The sequence below is a fragment of the Erwinia sp. 009765445 genome (assembly GCF_058137865.1).
In genome coordinates this window covers 53,134-65,684 of the sequence record NZ_JBYUWC010000024.1, presented here as the reverse complement: position 1 = coordinate 65,684, position 12,551 = coordinate 53,134, and the positions used below count along the sequence as shown (strand labels likewise).

Sequence of the window (12,551 nt, the reverse complement as noted above, 5' to 3'; positions counted from 1 at the left end):
TCTGTGAGGCTCCACACCTTCCTCATCACGGTTGTGCTCAGTATCAAATGAATGGGGCGCGTTCATTACATTTCTCCTTTTTCATGGTGATAGCCTTCAGCAAGTATAGAAGAGGAAAAGAGCCGCTGGTTTACTCCTCGTTGCGCTTCCCTGCCCCATAACGCGCAGCCAGTGACTATAGTTAGCGGTAACACCGACAACGCCGGGGAATGGAATGAGCAAAATAAAACGTAAGATTGAAGACCACGGAGCGATCGGTGATTTGCGTACCTGTGCACTGATAGCCAACGATGGCACCATCGATTATTTCTGCTGGCCCAATCTTGACAGCCCCTCGGTCTTTACCGCGCTGCTGGATGGCGATGAGGCCGGATTATTCAGTATCGCTCCCGACTGGCAGGGGGCGCGGCAGCAGCAACTCTACCTGCCGGATACCAACATTCTGCAAACCCGCTGGCTGGCGACGGAAGGCGTGGCTGAAATCACCGACTACATGCCGCTGTGCCAGCAGGAAGACCGGCAGCCGAGAATTATACGGCGAGTTAAAGTGGTCCATGGCAATGCGACCTTCAGCCTGCGCTGTGCGCCGGTACATAATTATGCCCGGGCTACAACCTGCGCCAGTAAACAGGATAATTGCGTGCTGTTCAGCGCGAAAGATCAGCCCACTCTTCGCCTGTGCGGCAACGTCGATTTTGCCGTGGAAAAAAACGCCGCTATCGCTACGTTCACCCTGAAGAAAGGCGAATGCAGGGAATTTATGCTTGGCTGCGCCGACGATGAACATCTGGATAAAGAGAACACCGAAAACTGCTTCAACGAGACGCTGCATTTCTGGCGGCACTGGAGTGCCCAGAATACCTATCATGGCCGCTGGCAGGAGATGGTAAATCGTTCGGCGCTGACGCTTAAGCTGCTGACCTCGTGTAAGCATGGCTCGATTGCTGCGGCGGCCACCTTTGGACTACCCGAAGAGCTGGGCGGAGAGCGCAACTGGGACTATCGCGCTTCCTGGATCAGAGACGCCTCTTTCAGCATGTACGCGCTGATGCGTCTGGGCTATGTGGATGAAGCCCGGCATTTCACCCACTGGGTCGGCCGTTGCGTGGAAAACAGCCATAACGATGTGGAGAAGCTGCAGGTGATGTATCGTCTCGACAGCGGCACCGAACTGCATGAAAGCGAATTGCTGAACCTGTCGGGCTATGCCAACTCCACCCCGGTCAGGATCGGCAACGACGCCTGGCGACAGTCACAGCTGGATATCTACGGCGAACTGATGGATGCCATTTATCTCGCCAACAAATACGGTGAAGCTATCTCCCATCGCGGCTGGGCACACGTCACCAAAATGATTGATTTTGTGTGCGAAAACTGGAACCAGGCCGACGCCGGGATCTGGGAGATGCGCGGCGAACCGCAGCATTTTCTGCACTCCCGGCTGATGTGCTGGGTCGCGCTGGATCGTACAGTACGCCTCGGTGAAAAACGTTCTCTCTCATTCCCTTACGACCGCTGGTGTAAAACCCGCGATGAAATTCGTGAGGATATCTGGAGCAATTTCTGGAATGAAGAGCGCGGGCATTTTACCGCCACCCGCCACGGAGATTTTGTCGATGCCTCGATGCTGCTGATGCCGCTGGTGCGCTTTGTCGGCGCGACCGATCCTGACTGGCTGTCCACGCTGGATACCATCAAAGAGAAGCTGGTCAGCGACGGGCTGGTGCGCCGCTATAACCTTGAGGAAACCCCGGCTGACGGATTGCAGGGCGAGGAAGGCGCTTTCACCGCCTGTTCATTCTGGTATGTCGAGTGTCTGGCGCGAGCGGGCCGGGTTTATGAAGCGCATTTCGAATTTGAAAAGCTTTTGAGCTACGCTAACCCGCTCGGACTGTATGCGGAAGAGTTCGATCGGCAGGGACGTGCGCTGGGCAACACACCGCAGGCGCTGAGTCATCTGGCACTGATCAGCGCCGCCTTTTTCCTGAACCGGAAACTGAACGGCGACGATCCTCTGTGGCAACCCTGAAGACAAATTGTGCCTTTTCCCAGTCCGGAACCGGCTTTACAGATAATTCTGCGTAAAGTTAGTTCAACTGTTACAAATGCTGGTTTCATTGAGATAATTATGACCATATAATGTGCAGCCGATCACACCTGACCGGCACAGGCTCATTTATCCACTGATCACATGGCGCTATACCTGAAGAATATGAAAAAGAGCATCCGCGCATTAGCCGCTTTAGCCCTGGCCGTAACGGCATACAGCCACTCAGCCTTTGCCGTTGTTTATACTTTGCCAGCCGCAAACAGCCGTCTAATTGGCCAGAATCTTGAAATTACCCTCCCTCAGGACAGCAAACTTCCGCTGGAAGCCTTTGCTGCGCAGTATCAGATGGGCCTGAGCAATATGCTCGAAGCCAACCCGGGTGTGGATGTTTATCTGCCAAAAGCGGGCAGCAAACTGATTATTCCTCAGCAGCTGATCCTGCCGGACGCTCCGCGTGAAGGCATCGTGATCAACAGCGCGGAGATGCGCCTGTACTACTATCCGAAAGGCACCAACACCGTAGTGGTGCTGCCGGTCGGCGTGGGCGAGCTGGGTAAAGATACCCCGATCAACTGGACCACCGCCGTTGAGCGTAAGAAAGATGGCCCGACCTGGACGCCCACCAAAAAGATGCACGCAGACTCCGTGGCTGCCGGTGCGCCACTGCCTGTGGTCTTCCCTGCCGGCCCGGATAACCCGATGGGCCTGTATGCGCTGTACATCGGCCGTTTGTATGCAATCCACGGCACCAATGCCAACTTCGGTATCGGTCTTCGCGTAAGCCACGGCTGCGTGCGTCTGCGTGCTGATGACATCAAATGGCTGTTCGACAACGTGCCGGTTGGCACCCGCGTGCAGTTTATCGACCAGCCGATCAAAGCCACCGTTGAGCCTGACGGTTCCCGTCTGGTGGAAGTGCATAACCCACTGTCGCAGACCGAAGAGCAGTTTAACTCTCGCGAGCCAATTCCTCTGAGCATTACTCCGGTAGTGAACAAAGTGGTATCGGATGCCAGCGTTGATACCGCCGCGATGGAAGATGCACTGAAAGCCCGTACCGGCATGCCGACCAAAGTAAACGGCGCAGCGGACAATGGCTATGCTGCACCGATTGCCGTGCAGGAGATGGAAGGAGCTATGCCGAAAGAAGAGCCAATGACCCCGGTGACTAACCAGGGCGCTAACGTGGTGAATCAGAACGCTGCTCCGGCTGATGCTAACGCGCCAGCAAACAGCGGTGCGCCAGCGGTCAACCCGCAAACCGGTGAGCAGGATCAGCAAGCTGTACCTCAGACCCCGTCCACCGATTCACCTGCGCAGCAGCAGTCTCCGGCGGCCCCTGCCGCACCGGATAACAGCACCTTCGTGGTGCCGAAGCAGCCAGGCCCGATTTACGAAAACAAACCGGCCTCTGTGCCTGCCAAAGCCGTCGCTCCGGCAGCTGCAACAGTTAACAGCCAGTCTTAATTACTGCTGTGCGAAGAAAAGGGCCCTGACGGCCCGTTTTTTTATCCAGTCCATTACATTTTGTCCCGCCGCCGCAACGCCAGCCATCCGGCCACGCAGGTAAACAGAGTCACCAGCAGCACCAGCAAAATAAATCCGTGGTGGTTGGTTGCCAGCGGGATCCCACCAACGTTCATCCCGAAGAAACCCGCCACAATATTAATCGGCAGCGCCAGCACGGTGATCACCGTCAGGGTGTAAAGGGTACGGTTACTCTGCTCCAGCTGCCGGGAAGCAATCTCTTCCTGCAGCAAACGGATGCGCTCGGTCAGGCCAATCAGATCGTTCAGCACCACCGTAAACTCTTCAGTAAACTGACGCAGATCCTGCACCACCTGCCGGTCAAGCCAGCCCGGTGGCCGGTTAATCAGGCGGAACAGTGCGGCAGGTTCGGGGGCCAGCAATCGCTGGAAGCGCAGCAGCATACGCCGCAGCCGTCCCAGCTCGCTGCGGTTGTTTTTAATGTGGTGAGTCAGCAGCCGCTCTTCGATCTGATCGACATACAAATTGGCGTGACGGACGATCTGTTCCAATACCGTTTCCTGCTCCACCAGCAGCTCGGTGGATGACTGCGCGACCTGCTCGTCCAGTTTGCCGACCAACCGCTCGATCAGGCGCACCGGCTTGAACCGGGCGCTGACGACCAGACCGGCCCGGCACCAGATCCACAACGTGGCATTTTCGTCACTGCTTTCACGCGGATTAAAAATCACATCGTTCAGCACTGCCATCAGCGCATCGTTCTGCCTTTCGATACGGGTGGTGTGTGAACCATGCTGGATCTCATCAAAAAAGGCTTCATCAACTGAGAAGTTGTTTTTCACCCAGCGTGCCGAAGCAGCATGGCTGAGGTTAACGTGCAGCCACAGAAAACCTTCCCCTTCCGTTTTATGCTGCCAGGCTTCCACAGCCTCCTGTGCCGAAAGGCGCCTTGGTCCGGCGTCGCTGCAGAATAAGTAACCATAAATCAGTCCGGCCACATCATCCGTAAAGTCAGGTTTTTGCAGGGTCAGAGGCTGGCGTTGGGTCATGAAAGTCCGGCTTGTAAGTCAAAGTGTCACCGGACGGTAACGCAACTCTGTGACAGAGAGTTGACGGCTCACCGCTGGCCGGGATCAGATCCAGCGCCGGTCAGAGGCATTTTTGTACATCATCTTTCCGTCATAAAACCTGCGTATCACCCTCACTGTTAGCGTGCAGTTGCACCTGCACCGGGCCACGTTTACTCCAACGATAAGACAGAGGTTTTATGAGCCACAATAGTGCGATTCATCAGGGCCAGACCACCGCCGGTCGCCCCCCTCTCTACAAAAAAACCAGTCGTGTTTCTGTCATGCTGTTTATCCTGCTGGTGATCCTTGGCATCGCTTTCGCCGGGGTCAACCTGTTTAACGATGTCAGCGATGCCGGAGACGTGGTGACCAGCTACGTGCCATTCCTGTTACTGGGCCTGGCGCTGCTGATTGCGCTGGGATTTGAGTTCGTTAACGGTTTTCATGACACCGCCAATGCTGTGGCGACGGTGATTTACACCCACTCGCTGACGCCGACCGTGGCCGTTTTGTGGTCCGGCTTTTTTAACTTCCTCGGCGTGATGTTCTCTACCGGGGTGGTGGCCTTTGGCATCATCTCGCTGCTGCCGGTTGAACTGATCCTGCAGGCCGGTACCGGCACCAGCGGCGTGGACTGGGACCAGGCGCTGAAGATTGGTTATGCCCTGCTGTTCTCTCCGCTGATTGGCTTCATTCTTTCCGCCGTGCTGCTGCTGGTGATGAAAGCGACGGTGAAAAACCGCAAGCTGTATGAAGCGCCGGAGGGCAACAAAGCGCCACCAGCCTGGATCCGCGGCCTGTTGATCCTCACCTGTACCGGGGTTTCTTTTGCCCACGGTTCCAACGACGGTCAGAAAGGCATGGGCCTGATTATGCTGATCCTCGTCGGCACTATGCCGATTGCCTACGCGCTGAACCGCTCCATCCCTGCGGAGCAAAGTCCTCGCGTGGCAGCCATGACCATGGTTACCCGGCAGGAGCTGACGCGCCTCTCGCCGGATGTTGCACCTCCCGCTTCACCTTACAGCGTCCTGACTGATTACGTCCGCACCGGCACGCTCAACCCGCAGGTAGTGCCTGCGCTGGCCGAACTGACCGGCACTATCGTTTCCGCGAGCTGCTGCGTTTACAGGGCGAGCTGGTAAAACTGCAGAAATGGGTGACGCGAACCGGTCACCGCGTGGTGATTATATTTGAAGGTCGTGATGCCGCCGGTAAAGGGGGAGTGATCAAGCGAATAACTCAACGCCTCAACCCGCGCACCTGCCGTGTCGGCGCCCTGCTCTTCTCAGCTGGCCTGCACCACGGTGCGGGTCAACATCTGTAACCGCAAGGTAATGGCAAACGCAAACAGCACTACCGCCGCCGCCGCCAGATAGATCGAATCCACGCCCCAGTGCCCAATCAGCAACCCGGCCAGTGGCCCGGTGATACCAAGCCCGAAGTCGAGAAAGGCCGAATAGAGCCCCAGCGCCGATCCCTGATTCTGCGGTGCTACTTGCCTGATCGCCTCCACGCCCAGCGCCGGGAACACCAGCGAGAAGCCCGAGCCGGTGAGAAACGCCCCAACATCCACCATCAGCGAAGAGCTGCCCTGCCAGATCATCAGCAGCCCAATACATTCAATGGCGAAGGAAACCAGCGACACGCGGATGCCGCCAAAACGTCCGATATAGTTGCTGAACACCAGACGCATCGCCACAAAACCGAGGCTGAACAGCGTCAAAGAGAAGGCGGCCCCGCTCCAGTTATGGCTGGCAAAATAGAGGGTGATAAAGGTGGCAATCGTCCCGAAACCAACGGTCCCCAGCCCGAGGCACAGACCGTACAACCAGATGCGCGAGAACACTTTGTTGAACGGGATACGCTGACCCACCACCACCACCACCGCAGGACGCCGGGTGGCAAGCCAGAAGCCGTAGATCGCCATCAGCATAATCAGCACGGCAAAGCCCGGAATACCAAATGCGGAGTTGAGCAGCACGCCCAGTGGTGCACCCACCGCCATCGCCAGATAGGTCGCCACACCGTTCCAGGAGATAACGCGCGCACTCTGCACCGTACCAACAATGTTCATGCCCCACAAAATAGAACCGGTTGCCGTCAGGCTTTCGCCCAGCCCCAGCACCAGGCGGCCAATCGCCAGCAGGATCAGGCTGGTCAACGGATTAGCATCGAGCAGCACCGCCAGCAGGCTGAACAGACCGCTGGCACCGCACAGCACCAGACCCACCAGCACCACTTTTTTCGGACCCAGCAGATCGGCATAGCGTCCGGCCTGCGGACGGCTGATTAGCGTGGCAAAATACTGCAGGCTGATAATCAGGCCAGCCATAAACGAGCTGTAGCCCAGCTTGTTATGCACATAGCCCGGCAACACCGCCAGCGGCAGGCCTATCGACAGGTAACAAAAGAAGGTAAAAACCACAACGGAGATAATGCGTTTGTTGAGCTGTGCATTGGATAATGCAGGGGTCGAAGACATGTCAGAGCCAAAAAATGTGTGTGATGTGGGTCACATCATACCCTTAGCACACTAAGAGATCCTGTGAAGAATATTGATAAATGTGACCGTTTCCGTTAACAGCAGGTGAATGGCACTTATGCCAGCCGCTCTGCTCCGGGCATAAGGTAAATGTTAGCCGCTTTCGCCTTGCGAGGGCGGCCTGGCAGAATAAAATTTTTTTCGCCGCTCAGGCGAAGGACAAAGCATAACGATCGATAAAGCTGGCGATCTCGCCGGAGGTCTTCAGCGCCCGGATATGGCTGAACAGGTCGCTGGCCTCCTCATACTCTTTACGCAGATACCCCAGCCACTGCTTGATCCTGGCTACGTGGTACAGGCCGGTATCGCCCTGCTTCTCCAGCTGCACGTATTTATGCAGCAGCGTCACCACACCTGCCCATGGCATTCGCGGCTCGTTATATTTAATCACTCTGCTCAGATTCGGCACGTTCAGCGCACCCCGGCCAATCATCACCGCATCGCAGCCGGTGACCCGCATGCACTCCTGCGCGCTTTGCCAGCCCCAGATCTCGCCGTTAGCGATTACCGGGATGCTCAGGCGCTGGCGGATTTCGCCGATTGCAGCCCAGTTGATGCGCCCGGCTTTATAACCGTCTTCCCTGGTGCGGCCGTGAACCGCCAGTTCCGTCGCGCCCGCCTGCTGTACCGCATCGGCAATTTCAAACTGCCGATCGCCCGACTCCCAGCCCAATCGCACTTTAACCGTGACCGGCAGATGATTCGGCACCGCTTCACGCATGGCTTTTGCACCACGATAAATCAGTTCGGGATCTTTCAGCAGTGTCGCTCCACCGCCGCTGCCGTTGACCGTTTTCGACGGGCAGCCACAGTTCAGATCGACACCCCATGACCCCAATTCCACCGCACGAGCAGCGTTTTCCGCCAGCCATTCAGGATACTGGCCCAGCAGTTGAATACGCACCAGCGTACCAGAGGGAGTGCGGCTGGCATGGAGCAGTTCAGGGCAGAGGCGATGAAAGGATTTGACCGGCAAGAGCTGGTCAACGACCCGCAGAAATTCCGTGATGCAGAGATCGTAATCGTTGACGTCGGTGAGCAGCTCGCGCACCAGGGAGTCCAGCACGCCCTCCATCGGGGCAAGTAAAACGCGCATGTCACAACTCATTCGTCGCTGAGATAAGGGGATCTGGCGATCCCCCGAAGAGAGTTCCCGTCATACCACGAAGAGTGCACTGACGGAAAATGGCCTTACGCCGGATCGGAACCGGCGCTCAGGCTTAACCGTTATGCAGGGTTAGAACGGCGCTGACGAGTTTTATTGCGTGGTGCACCGTTGCTGCTGCCTTCCGGCTTCGCGCCACGTGCCGCACCGGCACCTGCCCCATGACGACGCTGGCCGTTGCCCTGGCTGCGTTCGCCACCGGCAGACTGACCGCGCTCGCCGCCACGGTTGCCCTGAGGCGCACCACGACCACGACCGCCGCCGCCGTTACCACCACCGCGCTGCTGACGACCATTCTGAATCGGCTCCGCTTTAATTGACGGGTCCGGCTCATAGCCTTCGATAGCAATACGTGGGATCTCACGCTTCAGTACGCGCTCAATGTCACGCAGCAGTTTGTGCTCATCCACACAAACCAGCGACAGCGCTTCACCGGTTGCCGCAGCACGACCGGTACGACCGATGCGGTGCACGTAATCTTCCGGCACGTTTGGCAGCTCGTAGTTCACCACGTGCGGCAGCTCAGAAATATCAATCCCACGCGCGGCGATATCCGTCGCCACCAGCACGCGAATTTTGCCTTCTTTAAAATCGCTCAGTGCGCGGGTACGAGCGCCCTGGCTCTTGTTACCGTGAATCGCTGCGGCTGTGATGCCGTCTTTGTTCAGCTGTTCAGCCAGGTGGTTAGCACCGTGCTTGGTCCGGGTGAACACCAGCACCTGCTGCCAGTTATCACGGCCAATCAGGAAGGAGAGCAGTTCCCGTTTACGCTTTTTGTCGACGAAATGCACGTGCTGCGTAACCTGCTCGGAAGCGGTGTTACGACGGGCCACTTCAACCTGCTCAGGGTTGTGCAGCAGTTTTTCCGCCAGGCCTTTAATCTCATCAGAGAAGGTGGCCGAGAATAGCAGGTTCTGACGCTTCGCAGGCAGCTTGGCCAGCACGCGACGGATATCATGGATAAAGCCCATATCCAGCATACGGTCGGCTTCATCCAGCACCAGAATCTCCACCAGGGAGAGATCCAGCGCGTTCTGATGCTCCAGATCCAGCAGGCGGCCAGGGGTGGCAACCAGCACATCCACACCGCCACGCAGCTTCATCATCTGCGGGTTGATGCTGACGCCGCCGAACACCACCAGCGAGCGCAGATCGAGATATTTAGAGTAATCGTGGACGTTTTCACCGACCTGAGCCGCCAGTTCGCGGGTGGGGGTCAGGATCAGCGCACGAACCGGACGGCGCCCTTTCGGGTGCGGGTTCGCGCTGCTGAGCAGCTGCAGCAGAGGCAGCGTAAAACCGGCCGTTTTACCGGTACCGGTCTGCGCGCTGGCCATCAGGTCGCGGCCCGCCAGCACCACAGGAATAGCCTGCAGCTGGATTGGCGTTGGCTCGTTATAACCCTGTTCTGCAACAGCACGCAAAATGTCGGCGTTCAGGCCGAGAGAATCAAATGACATAAAATTGACTGACTCCGGATCCGCCCTGACCGCAATAAGCGGTGTAGTTTCCAGGGGGAGAATATGACGCCAGGCTTCGCCTGACGTTTGAAAGGGAGCACAAACCACGGTGCGTAAGGAGCGGATTATAACAGACATTACATCAGCACCGGGAGTGTTTCTTTTGGCGGGGGGAAAATCTCTCTTTTACCAGCGAGGGAAAAGCGATTCCGTCACACAGCCTCCGCAAGATTCTGAGCCATCTCCCGCAGTTGCCCGGCACTGCTATGACCAATCAGCATAAATTTGTAGTGCTGCTGCCGCCAGTAAACCACGTTCATCCCGCGCCGCTTTTCCTGGCTGAAGGCGGTATCTTCAGGTTGTGAAGCGGCAGTGATACAAAGCGCCAGCGGGCCGGACTGCCGGTCCTGCCAGACAATCTGCGCAATCGACACGCCGTCATAGTCGAGCATTCTCGCTCCTTTGAATTCGCTGTCTGAGAGGGTTAATACTGTGGCATTCAACTGCAGGCCAAGGCGCTGGCTGACCAGAGCGAGCTGTTCATTCGCAGCAGCAGGTGTCAGGCTGCTGCCGCTCAGCGTTTCACGGGTGTACAGCGCCATATATTGCGCCACGGTATCACGCCAGCCATCGTCGTTATCGAACAGGCGCCTGCCTTTCATTCCCCCCACCAGGCCGATTGCCAGTGCGGAAACGGTAGCGGCAATCAGCGTGCGGCGGCTGATCCCCTGTGGGGCTTGTTGCGGGTGGATTGTCAATTTTTCCTGCATCGATTTGAGCGGAGCCTCATCCAGCAGCGGGGAAAACGCCGCCGCAAAATCGACGCTGGCAGAATCCAGCTGATTCAGACGCATCACCAGCTCCGGATCTTCATTTAGCATCTTTTCAACCTGTTGCGACTGGCTGTCGTTAAGCTGATTGTCGAGATAAGCCACCAGCATTTCGTCTGAAAGCGGTGCGTTGATAATCCAGCTCATAACTGCCCTCCTTTTCTGCGCTGCTGTTGCAGCCCCGGGTCTTTTGCCAGCGCGAGGCGGGCATTCGCCAGCCTGCTCATGATCGTACCGATGGGGACGGTCAGCGTGTCGGCCGCTTCCTGATAGGTAAACCCTTCGACGTAGACCAGAAAAACCGCATTGCGCTGCGCTTCCGGCAGCCCGTTAACGCGGTCGCGCACCTGTTGCGCCCATAGCCGGTCAACGTCACTCTCCGCGACCTGAAACTCCTGCCTGTCCAGCTCGTCTATATTTTGCTGACGGGTCAGGTGGCTGGCACGAACCTGATTGATCCAGATGGAGTGCAGGATTGAGAACAGCCAGCGATCGAGCCGCGTGCCCGGCGTAAACTGGCTGCTTTTTTCCAGCGCCCGCAGGCAGGTTGCCTGCACCAGATCTTCCGCCACGTCGCGTTTGCGGGACAATACCAGCCCGTAGCGCCACAGCCGCGCCAGATAGAGAGGGAGTTCGCCACGAATATCCACGCTGTTACTCACCCGGACTCCTTAAAAGCATCCCTTAAGCCCCTTTTTTACGGTGCCCCGGGAGAAGATAAAAGCCACGTCAGCGGATTTTCAGCCCGGGGATCATTCTTCTGAGTGTAGGATCCTTCAGCGCATAGTGGTGAAACAGCGCCACCAGCGCATGGCCCCCGGCAAGGACAATAATCCCCCAGGCATTGTAGTAATGCAGGGTTCCCAGCAAATGGCGCAGAGAGCCATCAACATAAATCAGATCGGACATGTCGCCAAATCCAAAAAAGGCAAACTCTTCGCCCTGCGCCCAGCGGAACAGGAAACCGAGCACCACCTGCGCAATCAGCATCAGATAAAGCAGCCCGTGTACCGCTTTTGCCCCAATGTGCAACGCGCGTGAAGGCGTCGCCGGAGGCAGACGACGGCCTTTACTGACCCGCCAGACAATGCGCGCAATCATCAGCACTGCCAGCAGAATGCCGAAGGAGATATGCCAGGACTGCAGGCTGTGACGAAGTGGCGTGCCACGCTCCAGTCGTGACCAGACCTGAAAACTGGCAAAGAGAAAAATAACGTCGATCGCGGTCAGCCAGTGCAGCGTGATGGATAAGCGATCGTAGTGCGACGAAGTGGAAGTCTGGCGCATGGTGCGTTCCCCTGAGTGATTTACAGAGTGAACAGTTCAGAACGGGATCTTATTCAGTTTATTTTGAAAAAAAGAAGGGGGAGATAAAGAACGGGCCACCCGACGGCGGCCCGTAGTGCATCAGCGGTGACGCTGGCGAGCGCGAACAGGCTCTTTAGCCAGCAGAGAGACCACGGCGGGTCCGGTCAGCATCAGCACACCTACAACACCCAGTAGCAGGTTGTTGTGGATCACGCGGGACAAAAGATACAGCACCAGCATGGCGGCCCCAAAGTAATACGTGGTGGTGACATCTTCCAGGAAGTCGCCAACACGACGTAAACGAGGGCTGCGTTGAGTCATCAGCATCGCGGCAAATACGCTGGCATACATCGCCAGAAATACCGTACTGACCTGCAGCAGTGTCTGGTGCTTCCATCCCCACACCAGTCCGGCAATCAGCAGGAGGTGCAGCGTGATATGTACACAGGTTTGTCCGGTGACAATCTGAATACGATTAGACCATTTCATTGTTTTCTCCTGGCAGACCCAACAGAGGTCGCCCAGCCTTGTTACCACAGTAGCGTGATAACGAATTTCCTCAGACTAACGTAGTTTTCGGATAATGCCGCAAAGATCGCGGCTTGCCGACACTCTTTTGTGACAAAGACTACACT

Annotated in this window: 10 protein-coding genes and 2 pseudogenes; 4 read left to right on the top strand and 8 right to left on the bottom strand. The window is 57.0% G+C overall.

The window, feature by feature from the left end; all coding sequences use genetic code 11:
• The first annotated feature begins 214 nt into the window (after window positions 1-214).
• Both AC3Y5R_RS21695 and AC3Y5R_RS21690 read left to right on the top strand, forming a co-directional pair.
• A complete protein-coding gene (locus AC3Y5R_RS21695) occupies window positions 215-2,029 on the top strand; it encodes a glycoside hydrolase family 15 protein (RefSeq protein ID WP_489923050.1) in 1,815 nt (604 codons plus the stop codon).
• 183 nt (window positions 2,030-2,212) lie between these two features.
• Complete coding sequence (locus AC3Y5R_RS21690; protein WP_489923049.1) at window positions 2,213-3,517, top strand: L,D-transpeptidase family protein; 1,305 nt, start codon at window positions 2,213-2,215, stop codon at window positions 3,515-3,517.
• 53 nt (window positions 3,518-3,570) lie between these two features.
• Here AC3Y5R_RS21690 and AC3Y5R_RS21685 read toward each other — a convergent pair whose 3' ends face one another.
• The gene (locus AC3Y5R_RS21685; protein ID WP_489923048.1) at window positions 3,571-4,587 is read right to left on the bottom strand and encodes a CorA family divalent cation transporter; all 1,017 of its coding nucleotides are present in this window, start codon (window positions 4,585-4,587) and stop codon (window positions 3,571-3,573) included.
• A 218-nt stretch (window positions 4,588-4,805) separates the two neighbouring features.
• Here AC3Y5R_RS21685 and AC3Y5R_RS21680 point away from each other — a divergent pair.
• Window positions 4,806-5,714: pseudogene (locus AC3Y5R_RS21680) on the top strand (inorganic phosphate transporter); the annotation flags it as partial.
• Window positions 5,705-5,890, top strand: a pseudogene (locus AC3Y5R_RS21675) (polyphosphate kinase 2); the annotation flags it as partial. The pseudogenes AC3Y5R_RS21680 and AC3Y5R_RS21675, both read left to right, overlap by 10 nt.
• A 6-nt stretch (window positions 5,891-5,896) precedes the next feature.
• Here AC3Y5R_RS21675 and AC3Y5R_RS21670 read toward each other — a convergent pair.
• The 7 genes from AC3Y5R_RS21670 to AC3Y5R_RS21640 form a co-directional block, all read right to left on the bottom strand.
• Window positions 5,897-7,093 (bottom strand): MFS transporter, encoded by a 1,197-nt coding sequence (locus tag AC3Y5R_RS21670; protein ID WP_489923047.1) that lies wholly within the window; start codon window positions 7,091-7,093, stop codon window positions 5,897-5,899.
• Between the two features lie 208 nt (window positions 7,094-7,301).
• Window positions 7,302-8,249, bottom strand: coding sequence for a tRNA dihydrouridine(16) synthase DusC (dusC, locus tag AC3Y5R_RS21665; protein WP_489923046.1), 948 nt, complete (start codon window positions 8,247-8,249; stop codon window positions 7,302-7,304).
• Between the two features lie 131 nt (window positions 8,250-8,380).
• Window positions 8,381-9,778 (bottom strand): ATP-dependent RNA helicase RhlE, encoded by a 1,398-nt coding sequence (rhlE, locus tag AC3Y5R_RS21660; RefSeq protein WP_489923045.1) that lies wholly within the window; start codon window positions 9,776-9,778, stop codon window positions 8,381-8,383.
• A gap of 212 nt (window positions 9,779-9,990) precedes the next feature.
• Window positions 9,991-10,755 carry an anti-sigma factor family protein gene (locus AC3Y5R_RS21655; RefSeq protein WP_489923044.1) on the bottom strand — a complete coding sequence of 255 codons (765 nt, stop codon included), beginning with the start codon at window positions 10,753-10,755 and terminating at the stop codon, window positions 9,991-9,993.
• The gene (locus AC3Y5R_RS21650; RefSeq protein WP_489923043.1) at window positions 10,752-11,270 is read right to left on the bottom strand and encodes a sigma-70 family RNA polymerase sigma factor; all 519 of its coding nucleotides are present in this window, start codon (window positions 11,268-11,270) and stop codon (window positions 10,752-10,754) included. Before AC3Y5R_RS21650 ends, AC3Y5R_RS21655 begins: the two co-directional genes overlap by 4 nt.
• A gap of 67 nt (window positions 11,271-11,337) precedes the next feature.
• Window positions 11,338-11,895, bottom strand: coding sequence for a cytochrome b (locus tag AC3Y5R_RS21645; RefSeq protein WP_489923042.1), 558 nt, complete (start codon window positions 11,893-11,895; stop codon window positions 11,338-11,340).
• 120 nt (window positions 11,896-12,015) lie between these two features.
• On the bottom strand, window positions 12,016-12,405 hold the full coding sequence (locus AC3Y5R_RS21640) for a YbhQ family protein (protein WP_158783262.1): 390 nt from the start codon (window positions 12,403-12,405) through the stop codon (window positions 12,016-12,018).
• Between the last annotated feature and the right edge of the window lie 146 nt (window positions 12,406-12,551).

What these genes read in the sequence shown, in the direction of transcription:
- AC3Y5R_RS21670 (WP_489923047.1), bottom strand. Translation starts at nt 7,093, where the DNA reads ATGTCTTCGACCCCTGCATTATCCAATGCACAGCTCAACAAACGCATT.
- AC3Y5R_RS21655 (WP_489923044.1), bottom strand. Translation starts at nt 10,755, where the DNA reads ATGAGCTGGATTATCAACGCACCGCTTTCAGACGAAATGCTGGTGGCT.
- AC3Y5R_RS21690 (WP_489923049.1), top strand. Translation starts at nt 2,213, where the DNA reads ATGAAAAAGAGCATCCGCGCATTAGCCGCTTTAGCCCTGGCCGTAACG.
- rhlE (WP_489923045.1), bottom strand. Translation starts at nt 9,778, where the DNA reads ATGTCATTTGATTCTCTCGGCCTGAACGCCGACATTTTGCGTGCTGTT.
- AC3Y5R_RS21695 (WP_489923050.1), top strand. Translation starts at nt 215, where the DNA reads ATGAGCAAAATAAAACGTAAGATTGAAGACCACGGAGCGATCGGTGAT.
- AC3Y5R_RS21685 (WP_489923048.1), bottom strand. Translation starts at nt 4,587, where the DNA reads ATGACCCAACGCCAGCCTCTGACCCTGCAAAAACCTGACTTTACGGAT.
- AC3Y5R_RS21645 (WP_489923042.1), bottom strand. Translation starts at nt 11,895, where the DNA reads ATGCGCCAGACTTCCACTTCGTCGCACTACGATCGCTTATCCATCACG.
- dusC (WP_489923046.1), bottom strand. Translation starts at nt 8,249, where the DNA reads ATGCGCGTTTTACTTGCCCCGATGGAGGGCGTGCTGGACTCCCTGGTG.
- AC3Y5R_RS21640 (WP_158783262.1), bottom strand. Translation starts at nt 12,405, where the DNA reads ATGAAATGGTCTAATCGTATTCAGATTGTCACCGGACAAACCTGTGTA.